Source organism: Candidatus Endomicrobium procryptotermitis, from assembly GCA_031279415.1.
Classification (GTDB): domain Bacteria; phylum Elusimicrobiota; class Endomicrobiia; order Endomicrobiales; family Endomicrobiaceae; genus Endomicrobium_B; species Endomicrobium_B procryptotermitis.
This window is the reverse complement of sequence record JAITIP010000042.1, coordinates 14,728-40,179: the sequence shown is the minus strand read 5'-3', so window position 1 is coordinate 40,179 and position 25,452 is coordinate 14,728. Positions and strand designations below refer to the sequence as shown.

30 protein-coding genes and 1 tRNA gene are annotated in these 25,452 nt (G+C 38.7%); 26 read left to right on the top strand and 5 right to left on the bottom strand.

What is annotated here, in order from left to right; all coding sequences use genetic code 11:
• Window positions 1-217 precede the first annotated feature (217 nt).
• The 5 genes from LBD46_08635 (at window position 218) to LBD46_08615 (ending at window position 4,524) form a co-directional block, all read left to right on the top strand.
• On the top strand, window positions 218-2,869 hold the full coding sequence (locus LBD46_08635; GenBank protein ID MDR2427225.1) for a valine--tRNA ligase: 2,652 nt from the start codon (window positions 218-220) through the stop codon (window positions 2,867-2,869).
• 44 nt (window positions 2,870-2,913) lie between these two features.
• On the top strand, window positions 2,914-3,060 hold the full coding sequence (locus tag LBD46_08630) for a hypothetical protein (GenBank protein ID MDR2427224.1): 147 nt from the start codon (window positions 2,914-2,916) through the stop codon (window positions 3,058-3,060).
• Window positions 3,061-3,111: 51 nt separating this feature from the next.
• A complete protein-coding gene (rph, locus tag LBD46_08625; protein ID MDR2427223.1) occupies window positions 3,112-3,837 on the top strand; it encodes a ribonuclease PH in 726 nt (241 codons plus the stop codon).
• Window positions 3,834-4,439 carry an XTP/dITP diphosphatase gene (locus LBD46_08620; protein ID MDR2427222.1) on the top strand — a complete coding sequence of 202 codons (606 nt, stop codon included), beginning with the start codon at window positions 3,834-3,836 and terminating at the stop codon, window positions 4,437-4,439. The genes rph and LBD46_08620 overlap by 4 nt, the downstream gene beginning before the upstream one ends.
• Before the next feature lie 8 nt (window positions 4,440-4,447).
• Window positions 4,448-4,524 (top strand) — tRNA-Pro (locus LBD46_08615).
• A 128-nt stretch (window positions 4,525-4,652) separates the two neighbouring features.
• Here LBD46_08615 and LBD46_08610 read toward each other — a convergent pair.
• The 3 genes from LBD46_08610 to LBD46_08600 all read right to left on the bottom strand — a co-directional run bounded on the left by LBD46_08610 (window position 4,653) and on the right by LBD46_08600 (window position 7,125).
• Window positions 4,653-5,666, bottom strand: a complete 1,014-nt coding sequence (locus tag LBD46_08610) for a tyrosine-type recombinase/integrase (protein MDR2427221.1) — start codon at window positions 5,664-5,666, stop codon at window positions 4,653-4,655.
• A 313-nt stretch (window positions 5,667-5,979) separates the two neighbouring features.
• On the bottom strand, window positions 5,980-6,699 hold the full coding sequence (locus tag LBD46_08605) for a hypothetical protein (GenBank protein ID MDR2427220.1): 720 nt from the start codon (window positions 6,697-6,699) through the stop codon (window positions 5,980-5,982).
• A gap of 15 nt (window positions 6,700-6,714) precedes the next feature.
• Entirely contained in the window at window positions 6,715-7,125 is a 411-nt protein-coding gene (locus tag LBD46_08600) for a helix-turn-helix domain-containing protein (protein ID MDR2427219.1), read from the bottom strand.
• A 304-nt stretch (window positions 7,126-7,429) separates the two neighbouring features.
• Here LBD46_08600 and LBD46_08595 point away from each other — a divergent pair, with 304 nt between their 5' ends.
• The 10 genes from LBD46_08595 (at window position 7,430) to LBD46_08550 (ending at window position 13,736) form a co-directional block, all read left to right on the top strand.
• Complete coding sequence (locus LBD46_08595) at window positions 7,430-7,636, top strand: helix-turn-helix domain-containing protein (GenBank protein ID MDR2427218.1); 207 nt, start codon at window positions 7,430-7,432, stop codon at window positions 7,634-7,636.
• On the top strand, window positions 7,633-7,791 hold the full coding sequence (locus tag LBD46_08590; GenBank protein ID MDR2427217.1) for a hypothetical protein: 159 nt from the start codon (window positions 7,633-7,635) through the stop codon (window positions 7,789-7,791). Before LBD46_08595 ends, LBD46_08590 begins: the two co-directional genes overlap by 4 nt.
• A gap of 172 nt (window positions 7,792-7,963) precedes the next feature.
• The gene (locus LBD46_08585; protein MDR2427216.1) at window positions 7,964-8,203 is read left to right on the top strand and encodes a hypothetical protein; all 240 of its coding nucleotides are present in this window, start codon (window positions 7,964-7,966) and stop codon (window positions 8,201-8,203) included.
• 11 nt (window positions 8,204-8,214) lie between these two features.
• Complete coding sequence (locus tag LBD46_08580; protein MDR2427215.1) at window positions 8,215-8,859, top strand: hypothetical protein; 645 nt, start codon at window positions 8,215-8,217, stop codon at window positions 8,857-8,859.
• Window positions 8,860-8,875: 16 nt separating this feature from the next.
• Window positions 8,876-9,478, top strand: a complete 603-nt coding sequence (locus LBD46_08575; protein ID MDR2427214.1) for a hypothetical protein — start codon at window positions 8,876-8,878, stop codon at window positions 9,476-9,478.
• Window positions 9,465-9,935 (top strand): hypothetical protein, encoded by a 471-nt coding sequence (locus LBD46_08570; GenBank protein MDR2427213.1) that lies wholly within the window; start codon window positions 9,465-9,467, stop codon window positions 9,933-9,935. The genes LBD46_08575 and LBD46_08570 overlap by 14 nt, the downstream gene beginning before the upstream one ends.
• 193 nt (window positions 9,936-10,128) lie before the next feature.
• Window positions 10,129-10,281: a hypothetical protein gene (locus LBD46_08565; protein MDR2427212.1), complete on the top strand. Its 153-nt coding sequence runs from the start codon at window positions 10,129-10,131 to the stop codon at window positions 10,279-10,281.
• Window positions 10,282-10,559: 278 nt separating this feature from the next.
• Window positions 10,560-11,882 (top strand): DNA primase, encoded by a 1,323-nt coding sequence (dnaG, locus tag LBD46_08560; protein MDR2427211.1) that lies wholly within the window; start codon window positions 10,560-10,562, stop codon window positions 11,880-11,882.
• Window positions 11,866-12,204: a hypothetical protein gene (locus LBD46_08555; protein ID MDR2427210.1), complete on the top strand. Its 339-nt coding sequence runs from the start codon at window positions 11,866-11,868 to the stop codon at window positions 12,202-12,204. The genes dnaG and LBD46_08555 overlap by 17 nt, the downstream gene beginning before the upstream one ends.
• Before the next feature lie 2 nt (window positions 12,205-12,206).
• Window positions 12,207-13,736, top strand: a complete 1,530-nt coding sequence (locus LBD46_08550) for a hypothetical protein (protein MDR2427209.1) — start codon at window positions 12,207-12,209, stop codon at window positions 13,734-13,736.
• 436 nt (window positions 13,737-14,172) lie between these two features.
• Here the strand turns inward: LBD46_08550 and LBD46_08545 are convergent, their stop codons facing one another.
• Together LBD46_08545 and LBD46_08540 are read right to left on the bottom strand one after the other, a co-directional pair.
• Window positions 14,173-14,325, bottom strand: coding sequence for a hypothetical protein (locus LBD46_08545; GenBank protein ID MDR2427208.1), 153 nt, complete (start codon window positions 14,323-14,325; stop codon window positions 14,173-14,175).
• Window positions 14,326-14,441: 116 nt separating this feature from the next.
• Window positions 14,442-14,663 (bottom strand): hypothetical protein, encoded by a 222-nt coding sequence (locus LBD46_08540; protein MDR2427207.1) that lies wholly within the window; start codon window positions 14,661-14,663, stop codon window positions 14,442-14,444.
• An 848-nt stretch (window positions 14,664-15,511) separates the two neighbouring features.
• Here LBD46_08540 and LBD46_08535 point away from each other — a divergent pair.
• From LBD46_08535 to LBD46_08485, 11 genes are all read left to right on the top strand, one after another.
• Window positions 15,512-16,051 (top strand): hypothetical protein, encoded by a 540-nt coding sequence (locus LBD46_08535; protein MDR2427206.1) that lies wholly within the window; start codon window positions 15,512-15,514, stop codon window positions 16,049-16,051.
• Between the two features lie 3 nt (window positions 16,052-16,054).
• On the top strand, window positions 16,055-17,371 hold the full coding sequence (locus LBD46_08530) for a phage terminase large subunit (GenBank protein MDR2427205.1): 1,317 nt from the start codon (window positions 16,055-16,057) through the stop codon (window positions 17,369-17,371).
• An 11-nt stretch (window positions 17,372-17,382) separates the two neighbouring features.
• Window positions 17,383-17,844, top strand: a complete 462-nt coding sequence (locus LBD46_08525) for a hypothetical protein (GenBank protein ID MDR2427204.1) — start codon at window positions 17,383-17,385, stop codon at window positions 17,842-17,844.
• A complete protein-coding gene (locus LBD46_08520; GenBank protein MDR2427203.1) occupies window positions 17,845-19,515 on the top strand; it encodes a hypothetical protein in 1,671 nt (556 codons plus the stop codon).
• Complete coding sequence (locus tag LBD46_08515) at window positions 19,512-19,847, top strand: hypothetical protein (protein MDR2427202.1); 336 nt, start codon at window positions 19,512-19,514, stop codon at window positions 19,845-19,847. Before LBD46_08520 ends, LBD46_08515 begins: the two co-directional genes overlap by 4 nt.
• Before the next feature lie 57 nt (window positions 19,848-19,904).
• A complete protein-coding gene (locus LBD46_08510) occupies window positions 19,905-20,684 on the top strand; it encodes a hypothetical protein (protein MDR2427201.1) in 780 nt (259 codons plus the stop codon).
• Window positions 20,685-20,756: 72 nt separating this feature from the next.
• On the top strand, window positions 20,757-21,719 hold the full coding sequence (locus tag LBD46_08505; protein ID MDR2427200.1) for a hypothetical protein: 963 nt from the start codon (window positions 20,757-20,759) through the stop codon (window positions 21,717-21,719).
• Window positions 21,720-21,820: 101 nt separating this feature from the next.
• Window positions 21,821-22,207: a hypothetical protein gene (locus tag LBD46_08500; protein MDR2427199.1), complete on the top strand. Its 387-nt coding sequence runs from the start codon at window positions 21,821-21,823 to the stop codon at window positions 22,205-22,207.
• Between the two features lie 63 nt (window positions 22,208-22,270).
• A complete protein-coding gene (locus LBD46_08495) occupies window positions 22,271-22,456 on the top strand; it encodes a hypothetical protein (protein MDR2427198.1) in 186 nt (61 codons plus the stop codon).
• A 59-nt stretch (window positions 22,457-22,515) separates the two neighbouring features.
• Window positions 22,516-23,124, top strand: a complete 609-nt coding sequence (locus tag LBD46_08490) for a hypothetical protein (protein MDR2427197.1) — start codon at window positions 22,516-22,518, stop codon at window positions 23,122-23,124.
• Window positions 23,125-23,140: 16 nt separating this feature from the next.
• A complete protein-coding gene (locus LBD46_08485; protein ID MDR2427196.1) occupies window positions 23,141-25,441 on the top strand; it encodes a hypothetical protein in 2,301 nt (766 codons plus the stop codon).
• The last annotated feature ends 11 nt before the right edge of the window (window positions 25,442-25,452 follow it).

The following is a 25,452-nucleotide window of genomic DNA, read 5'->3' as shown; positions in this document are numbered from 1 at the left end:
AATGTACTTATCCGTCATTTTTTCCCAGTTGGATAATATAGAGTACCAAAAGAGGATTGGATTCAGAGCAAGAAAATGTTTAAATTATTTTACACCATAGGATGTCAATTCTACTGTTATATTAGCACTCAAATATGTCGTCTAATTTTTTAATTTTAAAATACTTTAAATTTTGATATAATTTCTCAAATTATATATTGATCAAAGGTGCATTGAAATGGAAAAAGTTTACAATTCTAAAGACATTGAACAAAAGTGGTGTAAATACTGGATAGAAAATAAAACGTTTTCTGCAAAACCTGACAAAAATAAAAAACCGTTTACCATAGTAATACCGCCACCAAACGTAACAGGTTCTCTTCATATGGGACATGCCTTAAATAATACTTTACAGGATATAATTATAAGATTCAAAAGACTTCAAGGATATAATGCTCTTTGGGTTCCTGGCACTGATCACGGCGGAATAGCCACTCAAAATGTAGTTGAAAAACTGCTTAAAAAAGAGGGAAAAACAAAATATGATTTAGGCCGTAAAAAGTTTTTGGAAACTATGTGGCAGTGGAGAAATGAAACCGGAGATATAATTCTTGAACAGCTAAAAAAGCTGGGCTGTGGTCTTGATTGGGACAGAACATCGTTTACAATGGACGAAAGTCGTTCAAATGCCGTAAAAAAAGCGTTTATAGAATTATTTAACAGAGGTTTTATTTACAGAGGCAAAAGACTTGTAAACTGGTGCTCGAGATGCGGTACGGCTTTATCGGACATAGAAGTCGAGTATGAAAATGAAAAAAGCAATTTATGGCATATAAAATATCCTTTAAAAGATTCCGACGGATTTGTCATAGTCGCAACAACTCGGCCAGAAACAATGCTTGGCGATACTGCCGTAGCGGTAAATCCCGACGATGACAGATATACGAATTTTGTCGGTAAGACTATAGTTCTTCCTATCGTAAATAGGGAAATAAAAATTGTTTCAGATTATATAGTCGATAAGTCTTTCGGCACGGGTGCGGTGAAAGTTACTCCTGCTCACGATGCGACGGACAATGAAATTTCCAAAAGAAACGGACTCGAAGTAATAGAAATAATCGATACCAGCGGCAAGATGATAAATGTCCCGAAAAAATATCTTGGCATGAGCATTAGTGAAGCAAGAAAAATCGTTGTCGAAGATTTGAATGCTCAAGGTTTTCTTGTCAAAATTGAAGATTATTCGCATTCGGTAGGCAGATGTTACAGATGTTCCACGACCATAGAACCTTTGATGTCGGAACAATGGTTTTTAACTGTGAGAGAAATGTCAAAAAAGGCGGTTGACGCCGCAAATGATGCAAGAACTTCATTTTATCCCGCTTCATGGAAGAAACCTTATGTTTTATGGCTTGAAAATTTAAGAGACTGGTGTATAAGTCGCCAGATTTGGTGGGGACATAGAATTCCCGTTTATTATTGTATAGATGAAAATGGAAATAAAACCGGCTGCAAACCTACGGCGTCGTTTGACGTTCCCAAAAAATGTCCGCATTGCAAGGGAAACAAATTCGTGCAGGATGAAGACGTTTTAGACACGTGGTTTTCCTCTGCGTTGTGGCCTTTCAGCGTGTTTAACTGGGGCGAAGCCGAAAATAATGAAGATTTGAAATATTTTTATCCTACTTCTGTTTTGGTTACAGGGCATGAAATTCTTTATTTGTGGGTAGCTAGAATGGTTCAGTTCGGCTTGGAGTTTATGAAAAATATTCCATACAATCATGTGTTCATACATGGCATTGTGAGGGACAGACATGGTAAAAAGATGTCTAAATCACTTGGCAATGTGGTCGATCCATTAGGAGTTATGGAAAAGTACGGTACTGACGCATTAAGATTTGCTCTTGCTCAAGCCGCTGCTCCCGGACGAGATATGCAAATTTCGGATGAATCCTTTTTGGCGGCAAGAAATTTTGCAAATAAAATATGGAACGCTTCAAGGTTTATAATTATGAATCTTGAAGGAAATGTCAGAATTGATGTGGAAATTAAGCCGGTTGAACTTGCGGATGAGTGGATTATTGCCGAGTTTTCCGCAACGGCTAAAAAAGTAACCGAATCTTATGAAAAATACGATATAGATTCTGCGGCAAGAGAACTCTATGATTTCTTTTGGACAAAATATTGCGATTGGTATATAGAACTTTCAAAAATACGTATTATGTCCGAAGATGTCGAAATAAAAAGCCGAGTTTTATCGCTGCTGATATATATATTAAAATTGACTTTACAGCTCCTATCACCTATTATGCCGTTTATAGCTGAAGAAATATGGCAGATACTGCATAAAGATGACGAAAATAAAAATATAATCGCAGACAGCCATCTGTCGGAATTCAAACAGGCAGATACTTCTTCAATAGATAAGATGAAAATTCTTCAAGACATAATTATCAAAATAAGAACTCTCAGAAGCGAAATGAACATATCTCCCGCCATACGGATAGAAGCTTTTTTCAATATACTTGACAGCGGTAAAGAAAAAATCGTTAAAGACAATGAAAGTTACATAAAGCAGCTTGCAAAAATTAAAGAAATTAAATTTGGCAGAGAGCTTCAAAGGCCTAAAAATTCTGCTTTAACAGTTTCGGGCGGTTTTGAAATCTTTTTTCCATTAGAAGGACTTATTGATATCGATAAAGAAAAAGCAAGACTTGCAAAAGAGATTTCTCTTGCCGAATTTGAAGTTAAGAGAACTTCTGAAAAACTTAAAAGCGATGATTTTATAAAAAGAGCTCCAGAAACCGAAATAGAAAAAATCAAGGCGCGTCTCAATGAAGCAAATCTCAAGATAAAAAAAATCAATGAAAGCCTGAAATTTTTGAATTAATCACAAAAGCCTGAAAAATATAAACGGCTTATGAATAAAGCCTTGTGGTTTTGAATGAGGGTTACATCGTTTATTTCGGATATGATTTAAAAATGACGGATATAGAGTCCTATAATACTTTAGACAAAAATATGAATGCGCCGAAATTTTTGACAGAAGAGGTGGAAGTGGAGGTTTTTGAGGACAGATAAGTTTGAAATTGCAGTTACAAAAAATTTTTAAAATAATATGAAACTGCGGTAATAAGATACTGCGGAAAAAAGGTAAACATTATGAGAAAAATCAAAATAATTAAAAACTACCTAAAGCATGCCGAAGGTTCGTGCATGTTTTCTATGGGCGAAACAAAAGTTTTATGCGTTGCGACTGTAGAAGAGAAGGTACCTCTTTTTATCGAACAAAAAGGCAAAACTTATGGATGGGTAACTGCCGAATACGCCATGCTTCCGAGATCATGCAATCAGAGATCCTCAAGGAAAAGACTGTCAGAAGGAGGAAGAGCGCAGGAAATTTCGCGTTTGGTCGGCAGGGCATTAAGGGCTTCGATAGATTTGTCTAAACTTGGTAAAAGAACAATTACGATAGATTGCGATGTGATAAGAGCTGATGGAGGAACAAGAACCGCTTCAATTAACGGCGGTTTTATAGCTTTGGTTCTGGCTCTGAAAAATTTAAAAAAGAAAAAACTTTTAAAAGATATTCCCGTCAGGGATTTTGTCGGCGCTGTAAGTGTGGGCATTTATGACGTCGGGAAAAAAGTGTTGGATTTATCGGCAAAAGAAGATAATAATGCCGATTTGGACATGAACGTAGTTATGACCTCAGGAGGTAAATTTATTGAAATTCAGGGGACGGCGGAAGGCAAGCCGTTCTCAAGAAAAGTAATGGACGAACTTCTCGATATGGCGCATAAAGGCATTAAACGTATAACTGCTGCGCAAAAAAAATTGCTGGGAGAAATGAAATGATAGATGAAATAATTATTGCTACGAGAAACATGCATAAAGTAGCGGAAATAAAAGATATTTTGAGCGATTTAAACATTAAAGTTGTTGCTATAATGGATTTTCCGAATTATCCCAGAACTGTTGAAGACGGTAAGACTTTGGAAGAAAATGCCGTAAAAAAAGCAAAAGAAGCTGCTGCTTTTTTTAAGAAATGGGTGATAGCGGATGATACAGGCTTGGAAGTTGAGTATTTAAATGGAGAACCTGGTGTTTTTTCCGCCCGTTATGCAGGAGAAAGTTGTACTTATGAAGATAACAATAAAAAACTTTTATCCGCTTTAAAAGGCGTGCCGGCAGATAAAAGAGGTGCACACTTCAGATGTGTTATCGCGATTTCAAACCCTGAGGGAGAAACAGCTTTTGCAGAAGGTGAGATATTTGGTATAATATCGGAAAATTCGGCGGGAGAAAAAGGTTTCGGCTACGATCCGATTTTTTTTCTTCCTGAGCAAAATAAAACTTTTGCACAACTGGATGAAAAAGTTAAAAATTCCATAAGTCATAGGTCGCGTGCTTTGCAAAAAGCTAAAGAAATAATAAAGAAATTGTCGGAAAAAAATTGATTGTACAACGGGGAGTAGCGTAATTGGCTATCGCGCCTGCTTTGGGAGCAGGAGACTGCAGGTTCAAGTCCTGTCTCCCCGACCATTATATATGACTGATAAATTTCTATATTTATCAGTCATTTTTCATTTATAGTCGATAACATGAGTATTAAAAAGAAATAAAGAGTATTAAAAAGTAAGTAAAAAGAACATCGCAAGACTAAAATAAGACTAGATTTTTAAACTGAAATTAAGGCTGTCTACGCTGTTTTTTAAGTGGTCTTTTGAAAGGTGGGCGTATATCATGGTTGTTTCTATTTTGCTGTGTCCTAAGAGCTGGCTGACAGTATAAAGGCTTATTCCATTTATTACTAGATGGCTGGCGAAAGTATGCCGCAGTGTGTGAAAGCTGGCATTCTTAATGCCGGCTTTCTTAAATATTTTTGGTATAGCGGTAAATATTGTATTGATAGGTTTTCGAGAAGGCATTATATAATCGTTGTTTTTGGCGCTTGCCGGCTTGATTTTCAAGAGATAGCCTTTAAGGTTGGCGTTTATGGGTATCGAGCGGAATTCGTAGTCTTTTGGCGTAAAATCATGTTTGGGATTAACGGATATAAGGTTTTTATCAAAGTCGACATCTTGCCACTGCAAATAATATACTTCACTAATTCTGAACCCGGTGTACAATGCTATAATAATCATATCTTTATAGAAACCAGTTGCAGTTTTTAAAAGATTCTTAACTTCCTCTTCATTTAAAAATCTTGGCGGACGTATAGGCTGCTTGATATATTTTACACTTTTTGTCGGACTTTCCTGTAAATACTTCCATTCTACTGCTTTATTAAATATAGCCTTCACACTCTGTAATTCCCTGTTTACCGAAATAGGTTTAATTTTTTTTGACCTGTGTGTTTTGTATTCTTCAATATGCTTAGGTGTGATGTCTTTTAAAAGATTTATTTTTGTGAGATTTAAAATGTTGTCAATTGTATATTTATCCTTACGGTATGAATTAGGACGTTTGTTTGTTTCGGAGTAATTTAGATATTCTTTTAAGTAGGCCTGCAATGTAATATTGAAGAGTTTCTTTGCGCCGGTAGTGTTTTTATGTAGAAACTCTAACTGTAAATCTTTCGCTTGTTGATGTGAGAAAGCCTCTACGGTTTTTCTTTTTTGCTTACCGTTTTCATAATAACGAAACGTCCATTTATTGCCTTGTTTTTCTAATTTTGAGGACATAAGACACCTTTAGTTATGAGAGTTTTCTTGATTTGGTGACCACATATTTCCTCGGCGCCAGCTCCAATCACTGAATCCTGAATAATAGGCTATTAAGCCTATTGTTATGCAAAAAAGAAGTACGCTAATCACAATAATGACAGGTGGTATAAATGGTTTGCTTGTTTGTTTGATTGACTCAGCCTTTTTCTTATGTATTCTTTGCGCTTTTTACTCTGTAAAGCACAACCGCAATTTAAGCAAGTTTTTGCTGAATCTGGATTTCTTTACTACAATCTGGACAATTTATTAATGGCATAGAACCTCGATATTTCTAATCTTTAGGGAGTGCCTCATCTGCACGACGATACAGATTGAAGCGGAAACCGATATTGAGTGTTATTGTTCTAAATATTTGTTTTTGCTCTCCTGAGATAGCATAGTAATATGGATAATTGTTAATATAACCTATGCCGTCTATTTTAGCTTGATGTTGGGAGTATAATAGTTCAATAAGCCAGAATTTGCCCTGTAAGCCTGTTCCTATTGCACAATAGAGGCCGTTTGTTGTGCGTAAAGGTATATCGTTTAGTTTGAAGTCATGATCGATAAGAGCTTGTCCTAAATGAAAAACTCCGTAGAAGTATTTTTGATTTGTTTTATCGTAGACATAATTTTTATTAAAAGCGGAAATTAATTTGTTTAATGAATATTTGTATTTTAAAGCTGCATAAAGGCTTGAAAAAGAAAATTTTGACGAGCTATCCAACATCTCTCTCTCCGTAAAATAATTTCCGCCGATGCCTAAACCGAAATGCTCTCCAAAAAATATAAAACCTTCTGCCGATAAAGAGAAACCGTTGCTCGTATTCTCATCATCATCCTCTTCATGTTTTCCACCTGAAAAATATGCCGAATTAAAAGTCGTTTCGTAATACATATTAGTATAAGGCTGTATTCCGCCTTTTAAGTTTATTTCTACTTCGTTGATTTTTGCAAATGATATTGTAGCGCATATAACAAGTAAGGCAATCGCATAAAAAAATCTTTTCATAATGACACCTCTTTTTTATTTTTCGGCAAGAATATATGCTTTTCTTTTTTTATCTGCTTCTTTATATGCTTCCAATTGCTCTCTTAAAAATTTATTCTCGCGCCTCAATAAGCTGTTTTCTTTTTTTAAAAATTTACTTTCTTCACTATTATTTGTACCCACGCTTGCGTTTCTTCCTGTTGCTGAATTACTGCCGGTATTTATTGCCACGTCCTTGATACTGTTGTCAAAAAACCAATTTAAATTTTTTTTACTTCCATCTGCAACCTTTCTAATAGATGCCATAGAAGGTTTTCCTGCACCTCTTCTCCAATCGCTTATTAAGTTTTCAGCAATCCCAGATTTCCGCGCGAACTCTCTTTGAGAGTAACCGGACTCTTCTATTGCTTGCAAAATTCTTTTCACAATATCGTCGGACTTAACCATATACTAATCCCCCTTGTACAAAAAAGACTTGACAGCTGATACGGAAATCTGTATCATATCCATATCGCAAAATCTGGGAGCAAAAAAGTGCAAAATAAAAAAAACCGTCTGCAAAATCATTGTCAAAAAAATTTTGCTGCAAAGTTTGGAGGGTGGTACCCTTCATGCACACTTTGTGGCTTTGAAATAGAAAAACAGCCGTTGAGCATAATAAAGCATATCCTGGCAGGGATTGAATAAAAGTGTTTGACGGCTTTTTCTATTTGGAGATTATTATACAAAAAATGCAAAGACGGAGCAAATGATGGTTAAACCAAAAGACATATTTGATAATGAAATGCTCACAATTGAAGAGATTGCCGCGAAACTTGGCGTATGCAAAAAGTGGGTACAGATGCGTTGCATGAGAAAGTATACAAATGAACCTATTCCATATAGACGCATAGGACGGCGCTTTTGGTTTATTTATGATGAAGTAAAAGACTGGAATACCAAAAGGAAGGGATTATGAAAAATGAGATGACAGTATATTCGGAGCGGATTGCCGCCATGGCCACGATAGTATGTCTTATGCTTGCCGCTTCATTGTGTATGCAAAAATTTATCGAGAAGGCTGAAGCGTCAAGTATGCGGCATGGTTACTGTTTTGCGATTTATTTTAAATAAAAAAAATAAGGGAGAGGTGCAATGAAAGGACGGACAAGCGAACCAAATTGTTGTTATGCAATGATTTCTGGGTGCACATTAGAAAACGAGCACTGTAATGAAGAATGCTTCAGTGGTCGGAATGGAGAAAGTTATAATGATAGTAAAACAGTTAAATTAAAGAAGAATAAAAATGTTTCATTGCGGGAAATTTGCGAAAAACAATATGCAAATAATAAATAAGGGGGAGGAAGAAATGAAAGGTATATATAGGTTTGTGATATACATGTTGGCGGTGGTATTGATGGTAGTAAACATAGTGATAATCGTAAGAATTGAGAAGAAGTGTGATGCACTGCTTGTGGATAAAGAGATAGAGGCTGGTACGAGTTACAGAGCGGTTTACGGCAACAGTAATCGAGTGGTGAGGTAAAGGAGGGGCATATGTTGCGGATACATATGTGCGAACAGCGCAGTGAGACATGGGAAAAGGTAAGGCTTGGAAAAATTACGGCTTCTGAAATTCACATTCTTTTGGGTAGCGGCTGTACAAATGATAATAGTTTAAGACGCTTGTTTGTGGTGCGTCAATCCGCAACGCTCCCGGAAAATAAAAGGAGAAATAAGATGACTTCTGCAGAGTTTTTAAAAATTGTAGATGAAAGAATCGAAAAAGTAAAAAAGATGTTATTTGCTAAGGCAAAAGAGTACGCTAAGCGCCAAAACCGTATGCATAATTTTTACAGAGCTGCTGGACTTCTTGGCGGACAACCTGTAGCAGCTTTACGCGGAATGTGGATTAAACACGTTGTAAGCATAAACGACATAATCGATGACATCAATGACGGCATTCCTGTTAAGAAGAGCATGCTTGAAGAAAAGATAACCGATAATATCGCTTATCTTTTTTTAATGGACGGGTTGATGTCGAATAATTCACTTGTGATACATGATGAGCCGGCAAAAGATATTAATTTTCATTCCGCCGGACATGTTATTGATGATACTCCGACACCGTACGATAAAGCGCGATATAAAAGAGGACCTGGCGGCAGGTTTAACGGATCCTTTAAGAAAAAGAAGAAATAAAGTAAAGGAAGAAAAAATGGAATTACATAAATATACATTTGAAGAATTTGACGCATTGCTTATAAATGAAAACGGCATTAGACAATGCCCGACAGGCGATTATAGCTTAATCGATAAATTTGAAAGGTGCACGTTTGGCTGGGGGTGTTCGTTTGGTGAAAGGTGCTTGTTTGGTGAAAGGTGCTTGTTTGGTAAAAGGTGCTTGTTTAACGAGTGGTGTTCGTTTGGCGAGGGGTGCTCGTTTATCGATGGGTGCACGTTTGGCTGGGAGTGTTCGTTTGTTGAAAGGTGCACGTTTGGCGAGTGGTGTACGTTTGACGGGGGGTGTTCGTTTGGCAAGGGGTGTTCGTTTGAAGCGGGAAGAATAAAAAACTGTAAGCTATACACGGTAGGAGAGATAGGGTCTCGTAATGACACAACATATTTTTTTATAGACGATAAAAAAGAAATATGGGTACGCTGTGGCTGCTTCTTTGGGGATATAAACGCCTTTGAAGCTGCCGTTGATGAAATGTACAGTGATGTTCGTAATTTGGAATATAAAATCCAGTACGCAGGAGCAATAGAATTTATTAAGAAGCTTGCGGAAAGTAAAGGAATAGAAAATGGAATTACATAAATATACATTTGAAGAATTCGACGCTTTAATTATAAATGAGAACGGCATTAGACAATGCCCGACGGGCGATTATAGCTTAATCGATAAATTTGAAAGGTGTTCGTTTGACGATGGGTGCTCGTTTGGCAGGGGGTGCTCGTTTGGCTGGAGGTGCACGTTTGTTGATGTGTGCACGTTTGGCGATGTGTGCACGTTTGGCTTGGGGTGTACGTTTGAGGCGGAAAGAATAAAAAACTGTAAGCTATACACGGTAGGAGGGATAGGGTCTCGTAATGACACAACATATTTTTTTATAGACGATAAAAAAGAAATATGGGTACGCTGCGGCTGCTTCTTTGGGGATATAAACGCCTTTGAAGCTGCCGTTGATGAAATGCACAGTGATGTTCGTAATTTGGAGTTTAAGATGCAATACGAAGGCGCTATGGAGTTTATAAAAAAGATGGCGAGCATTTAAATGAAAAATCAGTTTTAGGAGTAACCTATCATGCAATGTCCGTACGATTGTAATATGTGTTTGGCTAGTCCGAATACGCCACAATGCGAGGTGCGGCGTAAGTTGGCGGAGCGAAATTACAAGGAGTGCGACGCGGAGTATGCTGATTGCGGGAATTGTACTAAAGTTTGTGCGGTGAAAAAACAAACAGTCGATGATACAAAATATTAAAATAATCATTAACAATAAAACATTTGACGTTGACGGCTACAGCTCAAGGTTAAACAAGGAAGATTGTGTTGATATGTTGGAAGAAATAATAGATGACGGCGTGTCTGTTAAAGAGTTATCCGAAAAAATAAGCTAAAGAATACGTAGGGCTGCAGCCCTGCAACAAGTGCCAGTACAACACAGACAATCAGCAGTTACTGTTTGACAACGGTAAGGAAAGTGCACAAATAAAAAATGCTTCGATAAGAAAATGGGGCAACACAGAACGGATGCTTTGGAAAAAACTGTACAAGCACCTGCATATAAAGGAATGAAAAACGTAGGTATTGATACAGGGTGCCGCGAATAGGTGTTTCTTGGCGATGGTTTGGTATTTTTTAAACCTTAAATATTTATTAAAAAAAGGGATACTTGATGACAATACCGTCAGACGTGATTGAACGTATTAAAATTTCAAACGATATAGTTTCCGTTGTGAGCGGATATGTTCCGGATTTGAAGAGAGCTGGTCGGAACTGGAAGGCGTGCTGCCCGTTTCATAATGATAAGACGCCTTCTTTTGTTGTGAGTCCAGAAAAAGAGATATTTAGTTGCTTCAGTTGCCATGTTTCCGGAGATGTTTTTAAGTTCGTAATGTTGTCTGAAAATATATCTTGGATTGAAGCGGTAAAAAAGCTTGCCCGGAATGCAAATATTGAAATTCAGAAAGATAACCACAATGCCATAAAACCGTCTGAAAAACAAAAGATATACAGCTTGCTAGAAAGAGCCGCGGCATTTTATCATAAGAATCTATTGTGCAATCCTGACGCGGCGCATGCGCGGCAGTACCTTTCTAAGCGCGGAGTTAATGATTTGAGTATAGAAAAGTTCTTTTTGGGGTACGCGCCAAAAGGATCCCTTTTAAGCGTTGCTGCGAAACAAGGCTTTAGCGCTGAAGATTTAATAAAAGCCGGCTTGATAGCGCCGGCAACTGGCGGAAGTTTGTTTGAGTATATGTCAGAACGCATTGTGTTCCCTATATTTGATGTAAGAGGACAGGTTATAGCGTTTGGCGGTCGGGTCCTTACGGATGAGCGGAAACCTAAGTATCTGAACACTCCGGAAACAGCAGTGTATTCAAAATCTTATCATCTTTACGGGCTGTTTCAGACGCTTCCTGAGCTTAGAAAAGAAAGAAAGGCAATATTGCTCGAAGGTTACATGGACGTTGTTATACCGCAGCAATGCGGCGTTGTAGGGGCTGTGGCTTCACTTGGGACATCTTTAACCAATGAACAGGCAAAGTTGATAGCAAGGCATGCTGACAGCGTTAAGTTGCTTTATGATGCAGATGATGCCGGCAGGAAAGCTACAAGACGGGCTTTAGAAATTTTAGCTGAAGAAGCTATTGAAAGTAATGTGCCGGCTTTGCCTGCCGGTGTTGATGCTGATGAGTTTTTATGTTCTTACGGAAAAGAAGCTTTTAGCACTTTGCTTGCCGAGTCTAAAAGTTCAATAAACTGGATAATAGAAAGTATTGATGAAGAATCAGTTAATTTATCCCCGGAGAAAAAGGCTAAATTGATTGCAGAATATTTTAGCTTCGTAATGAAGTCCCCAAATGAAATTATCCAAAATGAATACATAAAAAAAATATCAACTAGGTTTATAGTAAACAGTGATGTTGTCTGGCGAGAATTTAAAAGACAAAAATATTTGCAGCACAGGAAGAAATATTATGAAAAAAAGAAATAAAATTGTTTGCAGTCTAAATGTTGGGGACAGATTTTCATTTGCTGATGAAGATGGAAAATATAAAGTTGTCTGGTTTAATGAGCACGGCATTTTTCTTATAAAAAAGAAAAAATTTGAATACTTTTACTGCTTTATTGACCGTAAGAGACAGCTTAAATATAGAAATGTGAGTTATCTGGCGCCGATCGGCCGCGAAACTTACGGAATTGTTGCAGATACGATTTTAACCGGAAAATTTGAGTTTTGTTTTTATAAAAAAGTTATGTCGTATATTGTCGAAGAGTATAACGGCGAGCTGGTTACTCCAAAATTCAGGATATAGCAATGTTAACTTCCGAACAATTAAAAAATATTAATACTATTACATGGGAAAAATTGTACCCCGGCATATTTGCGCGCTGGCAGGCCGACAACGGCATTGAAATGTGTCAGCGCCGGTATGATTATGTCGAGGCGCTTATACAGAATGAGGATTTTATAAAAAATTTCGGGAGTTGTGAGAGTAAAAAGCTGCGGGCGTTTTATACAAAAGAAGCGTACACGCTTTATTGCGAGGCATACGACCGCGCGAAGGAAGATCTGAAAGAAGAGAACGACAAGCTTATTCAAGCTAAATTCAAAGAATATAATTTTAATACTACACAAAACGTAATAAAGTATGTAAAAGCTGTTAAAACGATTTTATACCATGCCGAAGAGCAAACTTATGAAGATAGCGTTATTAAACTTACGTCTTGGTTGCAATGGCTCCGGCACGGGTTAAGCGCGGATAGAAAGCTTAAAATCGATTCGAGCGCACTGTTTTTCTATTCCGCGATCGGCGGGACCGGCAAGAGCGAAATTCTGCATGCGTTTGCCGCGGCTTGCGAAGAGTTGGGCGTAAGCCGAGATTATATTTCAACTGACGATATTTCCAGCCAATTTTCGCCGTTGGTGATCAAAGAAATTAACGTGGCCATAATTGAAGACGCTAATTTTTTTGGTTACGGAAACGATTTCAATACTTCAAAGTTCAATACACTGATTGACAGAAGCAAAATGAGTTTCAGGCAGATGTTTCAGGATATGTACACTATCAAAACAAATCTCTCCATTCTCGGAGCAAGCAATCAGAGGCTTCTAAACCGCCGTATAAGCATTATTCCTATTAAAGAAGAGGAAATCGATATCAAAACCGGAAATGTACCTACTCCTGAAAAGATAAAGCAAGCATGGATAAACGCGATAAACTATTGCCCAGATCCACATGTTAAGTTTATAGATATAAAAGTTTTGAACCAAAGGACGCCTAATTATATAAGCGATAACATGATGAAAATATACGATTTTGTAGTGGGCAATGCCGATGACCAAATAAGTGAGACAAAGGGTGTGCGTCAGATTATAAAGCATGTCTGCGGCAAAAAAGACGAAAATTCCAGATTGAGAAAATTTATTTTGAATGATTTGGAATTTTTTATATCAAATGGTATCGCTGAAAAAATTGAACCGCGCACAAATACGGCTTTGGGGTTGTCCAGGGTAAAGTTTGATTTGGAAAAATTCCGGGCATTCATGAGCGGTGATGAGACAGCTACTAAACAAGACAATAAAAGTATAGAGCAAATGATCATTGAAAAGTATCTGCAGGATGTTTCTTTAGATTTTGCTGAAGAGGCCAAGAAAATTGAAGCGCAGATGAAAATTATACATGATAAAATTAAGGCCGCGGAAGCTTCTTCGAAGTTTAAAAGCGAGTCAGCCCGGGAAAAGCATATTGTTAAACTGAATCTTGAAAAGGTCGATCTTGCCTGCAAACTAGAAAATTTAAAATCATTCTCAGATGTCGTAAAAAAATGTAAGCCGCCAGGCTAGCCGCGCGACTGAAGGTTTAAATCTTATTAAAGGTAGGATGAGATATGTCATATATTAAAGACAAAGATCTGCAAAGGATATTTAAATCCGGTTTTTATGCCCGGCAGTATAAATGTTTTGAGAAAAAAGCGCGGTCTTCAGGAGAAACTGTATTCCGAGAAGAAATGGTTGTATTTTTTTGTATCAGAACTTTCAACTGGGGTCGCCGGCGCATAGCGAAAGAAACAAGCTTAACCGAACATAAGATCAGAAAGATCATTCAAAAGCTAAAAACTCCTGACGGAACCCCGCTCCCATATTCAAAGTACCCGGAAAACGTCTAAATCTTCTCATTTGTCCAACTCTACACCGTCATCAAAAGCTTGTGATAAACTTTCGTATTTTTCGCAACGAGCATTGCTGAAGTGAAATATACACTATTATATATAGGTGTATCTTACTTAAGTTTTGCCGGAATAATGATCGATAAACCAAGCTTGTAACGGACAAAGGCAGACACAGTATCAAGCTTCATTTTTTTTGATTCGCGCACAATTATTTCAAATTCTTTTTCAGTAACCCTAACCTGCATTGTTTTTGATTTGCTCATATTAGCCCCCTTATTTATTTGACAAATTAACTGAAAAGTATTAATATACTTATGTCGCCGCCTTTTAGAGTGCTTCATTGCTTCGGCAAATAGCACCAATTGACGGCGACCCTTTTTTATAAGTAGTATTTTTCACTTCTGTCTAGTTCTATTCCGTCATCGGCCGCTTCTGATAAACTTTCGTAATTTTCGCAGCGTTCATCATTGCTAAACGCTACATACTTAATATTACTATGAGCCTGCAGCAATTCAACTGCATGCTCGGCGGACACAATAATGCCGTCCGCAAAGCCGTATTCATAATCTTTTGAAACTTCCTTAATCTCTTGAATTTTCATTTTTTTCTCCTTTTTTTTTCATTTGTTTTTACACTTTTGCTTCTTTCGTTTGACGGCGTAAAAAGTCAATACTACCTTTTGCAGTTTAAGGCTTATTTTTATCCTCCTCCCTCACTGCCTGTATGCTCCGCTTACTTCAATTTTCAAAAAAACTTTGTTCCTTTGTAGTAATATTATAATACATTTGCAGTGCAATATCAATGCCTATTTTTAAATTTCACAAATATTTCACAAGTTGACTTTTTCTACGAAAAATAAAAAAATTCTATAAAAATTCTATAAAAATTCTATTCTGTTTATTGCTCCTTTATCCCTCTCCCCTTTATATTTAAATCGGAAAAATAAAATAAAAGTTGGGAATCTGCGCTGTAATGCGGTTTTACGGGGCATAGATGCGTTTTTAAAGCGTGTTATCTGCCGTGTTAGCAACAACGTATTTTTCCGATTTTAATAACAAACGGGAGCGGGAACGGGCGGTTTTTAACCTTCATTTCCGCAACTAACACATTTTTAACACTCATCCTTAACAAAGCTCTAACACTTTTTATAATCAAAATTACCTTTATTTATAAGTACTTTTTTAATAGGTCATAATATTTTGTTAGTTTTGTTAATAAAAAGGAAATAATAAGCGAATTGAAAAAAAGTATAAAATATGCAAAGTACTAACACAGTTTGCCAAACGCTTGATTTTAGGGAGTGCCGTATCTCTTTTTCGCTGCTTTTTCGTTTCATCCCGCCTTTCGTCCCGATTTCATCCCGATTTCATACGTAAAAACGACAAAAAACCAGATTCTCCCATGCTTAATAGTGTAAGAAGGATAAATTTACAGCGAAAGGGGGGCATTGTGGCAAATTTAAACACATTAAAACCGAATAAATGCCTGTGTCCGCCTTATGTCCAACTTGAATATCCTCAATCATTTTGGGATGAACTTCCGCAAAAACTTACCGAAAAAGAAGAACTTTACTGCCAAAATCGTGTTATGGGTAAAAATAAAAGTGATTCTTATAGAGCTGCTTACGATACATCTTCAATCAGCGATAAATCAGTATGGGAAAAATCTTGTAGATTGGATAAAAAACGCAATGTTAGGGCAAGGATGCGACAATTACATGCAGAAGTAATACGCGGCGTTGTTGCATCTGCGCTGGATGTGGTCAAAACGTTGACGGATATTATGACAGACCACAATACCAAAGCGGCTGACAGGATACGCTGCGCTGAGCTTATAGGACGATATTATAAGCTTTGGACGGCGGCCGAAGATGACAAGCCTAAAGACAATTTTGTCGCTAAATTAAAGATACAAGTTGTTAATAGCAAAGAAGATGCCGACGATGCATTAAAAGAAGCTGAAAAACGGCAAAAAGAGGGCAAGGTTTAAGGAATGTCGGAAGCGTTAATTAATATTGTTGATAAATTTTTAATTTTATTGAAACAAACTTCCTACCGCATTTTTGTTTTTTGGGGCGGCCGCGGTGGTGCCAAGACGCATAATATGGCAAGGGCGCTCCTTGTAAGATGTTATAAAAAGAAAATAAGAGTTGTGATTTTAAGAGAGGTAATGTCTTCAATTGAAGAATCGCTGAAAGAGGTTATAGAGCAGGTTATCAAAGACAGCGGGCTATCGTCTAACTTTAGGATATATTCAAAAAAGATTATCGGTATTAACGGAAGTGAAATATTGTTTATGGGTATGCGTTCAGACGAAAAAAAGAAATCTGCGCAGAAAATGAAAGGGCTTGAAGGCGTTGATATTGTGTGGTTTGACGAAGCGCAGACGGCTACGTTGGACAGCTTGAACGTTTTAATTCCGACTGTAAGAAAGCGCGACTCTGAAATTTGGTTTTCACTAAATAGAATTACCGACCATGATGCAGTATGGGATATGTTTTGTGTTAGCCCGGCGGAAGATGTGTATGTGTCGAAAGTTAATTGGAATGATAATTATTTTTGGAATGAAACCATGGAAGCCGATAGAAAAAGAATTGAAAAAACACAGCCTGAAGCTTATCCACACATCTACGAGGGAGAACCAATGGATGCGGAAGGAGTACTTTCACTTTTAACAAGAACTGAGATTTTAACTGCTCAAGGTAGAGAATATACAAATGAAATGCTTGCCGGTTCATCCAAAATTATAAGTTTAGATGTTGCAAGGTTTGGAGACGATGAAAGCACTTTGACAAAAAGACAGGGCATATGGATGTTTCAAAAGGCATTCAAAGGTTTAGATGGTACGGCGTTGGCTAATATCGTAAAGACTGAAAACGATGAATGGGAAGCGGACGGAATAATTATTGAAGTTACCGGAGTAGGCGCAAGCGTTTGTGATAATTTGACAAGGTTGGGCGTTGAGCATTTTGAAATTAATCCGGCAGAGAAGCCTGCAGATTCGACATTCCACAACAAACGCGCTGAGTATTGGTGGAAGCTAAGAGAGTGGATTAAAAATCATGGAATTTTAACTAATAATGAAAAATTAAGCGCAGACTTAAGAGCTATGCGGTACGGTTATCAAAAGCAGACTGAAAAGATTATTATGGAATCTAAAAACGAAATAAAAAAACGTTTGGGAAGAAGTCCTGATTACGGAGACGGCTTAGCTTTAAGTTTTGCCGTGCCGATACCGAAAAAATCTTTGAATATGATAAGTTCAAATAATATCGCAAACGGGAGTAATTATAATCCGTTTGATGATTAGAGAGGTTTAATATGGGCGGAACAACTATAGGAAAGAATAGTTTTTTTAATCAGATTACCGGGTTAGTAACTGCTTCAGAATACGCTAAAAGTGCATATGGAAATATTGAGAAAAAGAATTATGGCGGGGCAATTTCTGATTTAGGTGCTTTGAGCCTTTACGGAAGCCCTGATACAGGGCTTGCTTCAATTTACGGCGGAAAAGGAATAACGGATATTTTAAATGCTCCTACAAGTATGGCAAGTGGTTTAGTTAACAACTTATCAGGATACGACGCAAAACAGTTGCAAGAGCAATTGGATGAAGCTGCCGCTGCGCAGGAGAGAATTGCGAGTGCGCAAGGACCGGGCCAGATTGTTGACACAATGGATATAAGGCGGCGTTTGTTGGCGGCCGCACGGAAGAAGCAGGGGATAAGTTCTACGATTTACGCAGGTACGCTGCTTGGAAACGAGCCTGTGTTAGGAGCTTAAATGGATAGAGATAAAATCGTTAAACGCTATAACGCTTTAATGGCAGTTCGGGATAAGAAAATTCCTAAGTGGAAAAAACTTACGGAATTTATTTTGCCGGAATACGGGTTTTATCCCGGACAGGATTGGGATGCTGAGCCGGATTATTCAAAGATTATCGATAATGCCGCGACTGAAGCGGCGGCAATTGTTGCCGACGGGTTGTATTCCGGTATTACGCCGCCTGACAGGGCTTGGTTTAAGTTAACGCATAAAAGCCGGCCTGATTTGGATACTAACCATTATGTGCAGTTGTGGCTTAATGATTGTGTGCAGAGAATTTTAAAAGTTTTAACATCGTCTAATGCTTATGACGGGCTTTATCATATCTATAATGAATGCCCTACATTTGGAAATTCGGCTGTTGCCGTGCTTGAAGATATTAATGATGTTGTAAATCTTCAGGCTTATATGGTCGGGGAATATTCTTTGGCGATTGACAGCAAAGGAAATATCAATTCTTTAGCAAGATGTTTTGAATTTACAGTTGAGCAAATTGTGAGTGAATTCGGATTAAATAATGTGTCTCAAGAAATTCAATGGCAATATACAAATAACGATTTGGATAAACGTCATACAATTTATAATATCATACAGCCTAACTATGAGAAGATTGAAGGCGTGTACGATAGACGAGGAAAGCCATATCTCTCATACTATTGGTTAAGCGGTAAAAATATTGATAACGAGGGATTTTTGGCAATAAGAGGGTTTAGAGAATTTCCCGTTATGACGCCGAGATGGAAGAAGTTAACTACAAGGCATATATATGCTGTCGGAAACGGGCATAAGACGCTCAATTATGTTAAGTCGTTGCAAAGACTTCAAAAAGATTCGCATATCGGCGTTGAAAAGGGCGTAAATCCGCCTGTGCAAATTAACAGTTCAAGCAGATTGTCGGGAATTAATGTAATGCCGGGCGGTCAATCTTATGTACCTTTTGCCGGATCTGCAGGCGGTATTAAAACAGTATACGATGTAAATTTAAATGTTGAAAGCGTTGAATATAAAATTGCAAGCACGAGAGATTTGATTCATAAAAGTTACAGGTCAAATCTTTTCCTTATGATTGCCGGAGCCGGAAAAGATATGACGGCGCGTGAAGTTGCAGCATTGAAAGGCGAACAATTATTACAGTTGGGACCGTTGCTTCAAAATTTAACAAGAGAATGCCCGCGCTTTTTGATTAACAGAGTGTTTAACTTAATGCTTGAAGGCGGTTTGTTTGCGCCGGTACCGCGGGAGCTTGAAGGGGTTGAACTTGATATTGAGTATCTCGGACTGCTCGCCCAAGCCCAAAAGATAGCAGAATTAAATATTTTGGGGCAGGCGACATCATTTGCCGGCGGCGTGATAGGAATTAATCCTGAAATATCAAATATTGTTAATTGGGAAGAAACGGTAAGAAAATATTATGACATGGCTGGAGCAATGCCGGAGCTTTTAAACAGCAGAGAAGAAGTTGCGGCTATGAATAAAGCTAAGGCACGGGCAGCACAGCAGCAACAAGAGATAGCGTTGCTTGGCGGAGCGATAGATAAAGCAAAGACTTTATCGGATACCGATACATCTAAACCTAACGCGTTAACTGACATTGTGGGCGTATCTCCAAATAGGGCGGCAGCACAATGAAAAAAAATAAAAAAGAAAGTTTAAGAAAAAGTGATTGGCTGTATATTTTGGCTTCGCCGCAAGGAAGAAGAGTTTTAGGGGAAGTTGTGGAGAGAAGCGGAACACTTAAAGTTAATCATAATGAAAATGAAATTTTGCTTGCCAAATGCGAAGGTTCGCGCAGCGTGGGGTTGGATATACTTAATACTATTTTGGAATATAAACCGTCGGCGTTTACACAGATGCTTGCAGAATTGGCTTCATTATCAAATAGTCAGCAGAAAGATTTGGAAGAACAAATAAAGAAAAACGATGATTTGGGATTGCACAACGAACAGCAGAATGAAGAGTGAAGATACGGCAGCGGCAAATAAATAAAAAAACGGGCGAATGTCCGCAGGGGAGCAGTTATGAAAAATAGTTTGATTAAAAGAATGTTTGGTATTGATTTAAAGCTGATTCATTATTTTGCGGAGCAAGACGAAGGTGGAAGCGCCTCAGGCTCTGGAAGCGAAGCTTCCGAGACTACAACTGTTTTAGGCGGAGCAGGCGGAGATAAGCCTGCTGCGGATAACGGCGGAAAACAGGACGAGCCGGCAAAACAGGCAGAGACTAAAACAGATGAGCCGCCGGCAGCGGATAAGTCCGGGACCGAGTCTCCTGAAAAAAAAGACAGCGAACCTAAAAAAACAGATGAGCCGCCAAAAGCCACAGAATACACAGACTTTAAATTTCCGGAAGGGATGACGCCGGATGAGAAGCTTATACAAGGTTTTAAAGGACTTGCAAAAGAAATGGGTTTGACGCAAGAGCAGGCGCAGAAGTATGTAGATTTGCAGGCTAACAGCGCATTGGCTTATGCAAAAGCGGAGCAAGATGCATATGTTACGCGGACAAATAAATGGAAGGCAGAAACCGACCAATATTTAGGCGCGGACAAAGAAAAGAAGCTTGCTTTAGCGGCAAAGGCAATGAAAGCCTCAGGAGTTGAAAAAGAACTGCGCGAAATGTTTGACAAGACGGGGCTTGGAAATCATCCTCTTTTTGTTAAGCTGCTTGTGTTTGCAGGAGGGCAGATAGCAGATGATACGATGCCGGGCGGAAGTCCGGGAAAAGAAGCAAAGTTAGACAGCGTTGCGGTTGAGACAGCCCATGCGGCTGAACAGCTAAAAAAAGCAAACAGTAAGTAAAAAAACTAAAAGAAGCTTAGCTTCTAAAGGAAAATTAATATGGGTATGAGGTTGAGAACATTAAGGGATCAGATGGCTTATGCAAGTGATATTGACAGAACAACAGCTGAGGTTATGACAGAAGAAAATCCTATACTTGAAGACATACATTTTCAGGAAGAGAACTCTGATAACGGAAACAAATTCAGAGAAAGGGCAAAAATGCCTGAAGTGGTAGCAAGAAAATATAATCAGGGGATAACAGCGTCTAAAGGCGGCGTTTTGGTAAAAGTTGACCCAAGAACAGAACTTATTTCAAAACTCGAAATAGATGAATCTTATCTTAGCGATTTCGGAGCGGCGGCCGCCAGAGAGCTTGCGGACGAACAGTTTGCGCACAGAACTGCTAACGGAGAAAAGCTTGGCAGGACGCTTTTTTACGGTTCTAAAGGCGCCGAGAGTTTATACGGAATTATTCCCAGATATAATACGCTCAATCCTAAATACTCAGTATCGGAGTATGTGATAGATGCAAGTACAGGCGTAAGCAACCCAAGCAATTTAGGCTCAATAGTGCTTGTATCTTGGGGGCCTAAGTCAACCTATGCTTTCTATCCGAAAAATTCAAAAGGCGGACTTGAAGAGGGAGCGTTGACAAAAGGCGAAATTGACGGCGTTAACGGTGGAAAGCTTCCTGGCTATTACCAATATTTCAAGTGGAAAATCGGCTTGACGGTTAAGGATTACAGAAGCGTAGTAAGAATCTGTAATATAGATACCGTCAAAGGAAAAGTGCAAAACATAACTGCAGGCGTGCCTGACCTTGAAATGTTTATTATGGAAGCTTTGAGAATTCTTAAATCAAACGGCGGAAATGTTGTAGCTTACGCCGGAAGAGACGTAATGAAATGCTTAGACCAGCAGGCTTTGGGAAGATACAAAAGAAGCTATCCTACCAGCGGATTTGCTGGTAAGTTGATTACAAACGTCAACGGCATTCCTTTCCGTCAGCAGGATTGCTTGCTTGCAGCAGAAGAACTTGTAACGTACACATAAAAAAAAGAGGAAATAGGAAAATCAGGTTAGCTGTAAAAGCAGCTAACCTGTATAAAGGGATATAGTCGTAAGCTACAAAATAAAATTAAGGAGTAATAAACATGAAAGACCAAGAATTAACTTTAGCGGAAAATGTATCAATTCCGGCAAAAGCCGGCGATATTGGAACGCCTTTGGATTTTGGCGCAGTAATAGGTTCTGAGCCTGATGTTGTTGCAAAATTTATAATCAAGCAGGATTTGAGCGGAGGAACGTCTTTTGTGGGCAAAATACTGACAAGCGATGACGGTACGACCTACACGGAAATAGCCAGCACAAACGTTATTCCTGTCGCTGAAGCTGTTGCCGGGGCCGAGTTTGCCACGCAGCATTTGCCTAAAGGAAGAGTAAGCAGATACATTAAGGCAACTGTTGAACCCGTAGGAACATTTTCCGCAACCGGAAAAATTAGCGTTGAAATGGAGCATTGGAGCAGCGACAGAAAATAAAAAAGAGTAGATGCTGCAGCTGACAAGTAGCGTGATATCCGCAAGGATAAAGGAGATAAGGCAATGGTATATAGATTAAAAAAAGATATGTTTGTCGGCGGCACATATAGAAAAGCCGGCGACATTGTGACAAAGATACCTAAAGGATTGGACAGTAAATTGTTCGACGAAGTTAAAGAAGAAAAAAAAGAAGACACAAGTCAGCAACCGGCGGGCGTATCGCCGGACGGAGAAGATAAAGAGGACTGAAAATAAATAATCTCCGGCGGATATGTGAATTATCTGCCGGAGATTACGAGGATATAAAAATGGGCTTGGGGCCGTCTGTAAATATTTGCAATAAAGCTTTATCCATGTTTGGACAAAAGACTATTTCTAACCTTGACGAGCAAAGCGAGGAGACGAGGAAATGCAAGCTTTTTTATAACGATGTGCGTAAAGCTGTGTTGCGCGGAGCGAACTGGAATTTTGCGCGCAAGAGAGCAAGGCTTAATAAAGTTGAACTTAATGAGAATGACTTATCAAAATTTCATTTTAATTATGCTTTGCCGCCGAAGTGTCTTTATGTGCGTTCCATTTATGTTAACGGCGTGTGGGTTGAATTTGAAAAATTTATACGTAAAGAATTGTTTTCAGACAGCCAAGGCAGAAAACTTTTAAGCGTAAATATTGACGAAGCATTGATTGAATACACAGCCGATATTGAAGATTCAGATTTATATGATTCGGAATTTGAGTGGGCATTTGTTTTAACGCTTTCAGATGTGCTTTGTTATCCTTTATCAGGAAAGATGGACAAAGGCGCAGAACTTTTTCAAAGAGCGCAAATGGCGATTGATAAGGCGGCCGCTTCAACATTAAATGAAGAGAATAATTATGTCCGTCAGGAAAGCAGTTATTTAAAAGATTACGAATAAAGAGAGGTTAAAAATCTTGCAAGCTCCGGTTGCGGTACCACAGGTTGCTTTTTCGAGAGGGGAAGTTGATCCGTTAATTGCTGCAAGAACGGATTTGGCTACCGCTAATACTTCTTTACGCCGGGCGTATAACTTTATTGTGCATCCGCAGGGAGCGGTAAGCAATAGAGGCGGCAGTATTCATGTTGCTGCCGTTAAAAACGCAGCTGCGCCTGTAATTGTAAAAGAGTTTGCTTACAATGACGATATACAGTATTGTATGGAAATTGGAGTTAAGTACATTCGTTTTTTCCGCTTGGATGCGACGGCTGTACTTAACTCCAATAACACACCCTACGAAGTTTCCACGATTTTTACCGCCAACGACATATACCAATTAAAATTTAATCAGAGTGCGGATGTACTTTATATTTACCATCAGGATTATCCTATTTATGAATTGAGGCGAGTTGCCGTTGACGCATTTACCTTTGTTTCTATGAATGTGCTTAATGGTCCGTTTTTGTCTGTTAATAAAGATGAAACCATGAGAATGACTATCGGTTCGCTCTCTATGATATCTTCAAGTAAACCATATTTTACTGCCGGCATGGTAGGGTCATTGATGCGTATTGCGCATACTGAACAATCTCAGGAAATTTCACATCAGGTGCCAGAATCGCAAGCCACGGTAAGCGGAGTTTTGTGGACTTCAGCAGCAGTTCTTTGCGGAGCAAATGCGCGCTGGCAGATTTTGACTTCAGGGAGTTGGGAAGCCAATATCGTTATGCAGAGAAGTTTTGATAAAACGAATTGGGAAGATATAAGAATTCTTAATTCAGTTGTAAGCGCAAACTATAATATCGTCGGAGCTTTTGATTCCGATTATTGGTTAAGATTTGCAATTCAAGATTGGACGCAAGTATCAAGCGACTCAAAGCGTATTTTAAATTTTACATTCTCTATTGATTCATACACGTTTGATTTAATTCTTAAAATTACAGGCAGAATTTCGCAGTATAGCGCTAATTTTACAGTACAAAATAATCTTTTAGACCAAAACATTATATTAAATACTTCGACTGACGATTGGAGCGAGGGAGCGTGGAGCGATAAAAACGGGTATCCGCGCTGCGGATGTTTTTATCAGGATAGGCATATTTTGGGCGGCAGTAAGTTTAACCAGCAAGGCGTGTGGATGAGCCAAACCGGATATTATAATGATTTCGGCGTGTCGTCGCCTTTGGTTGACAGCGACGCCATCAGCACAAATATACCTTCGAGAAAAATAAATACAGTGCATAACTTAATGCCGATGGCTGATATTTTGGCGCTGACAAGCGACTCTGAGACAGTAATTATAGCCGAAGGCGCAGTTATGACGCCGACAACGACAAGACCAAAACCACAGACCTATAGAGGCTCCAAAGAAGCAGTTCCTATGATAATCGGGAACCGCGTTATATATGTGCAGCGCGGCGGATATTTAAGGGATATTGCTTACAATTTTGGAGACGATGGATATGACGGCGACAATTTAAGGCTGTTTGCAACTCACTTATTTGAGGGGCATGAGATTATCGATATTGTGTATCAACAGGAGCCGCATAGTATTATTTGGGCAGTACGCGATGACGGCAAACTGTGTCTGCTGACTTATTTAAGAGAACAGCAGATTTTGGCGTGGACGCTTTGTGAAACGCAAGGTAAAGTTAAGGCCGTATGTGCGCTTAAACAAAAAAACTTTGACGAAATTTGGGCTGTCGTGGAAAGAGCAAGCGGGACATTCATTGAAAGGTTTGCCGAGAGAAATTTTATTCAAGGTGTAAAAGACGGCGTGTTTTTAGATTGCGCAAGCGTATTTGAAAATCATACAGGAGAAACTTTAAGCGGACTTGATAGATTTAACGGGCAGACTATTACCGTTTTGAATGACGGAAATGTTGAAACAGGGACAGTTGCAAACGGAATATATAAGCTGAAAAACTCCGGCAATGTCCCTAAAAAGATTATTGCGGGACTTCCTTATGTGTCGGAGCTTGAAACTCTTAACATTGCAGCTGCTGAATTTGGCAGCCGCAAAGGAAAAATATTTAGAATTGATGTTGATTTCTATAATTCAAGAGGCGGCCGCATTGGTACTGACTGGAGTAAGCTGGACGAGATTTGGCAGAGAACGACCGAAGCTTTGGGCGAACCTACAAAGCTTTATTCGGACAAATATATAATGACGCCTGAAAGTACAAATGAGATTTATAAGAGCGTTAAAATTCGTCAGGATATGCCTTTGCCCATGACTATTACGGCAATTACTCCGCATTTAGACGCGGCATCTTAGCTTCCGGCAAA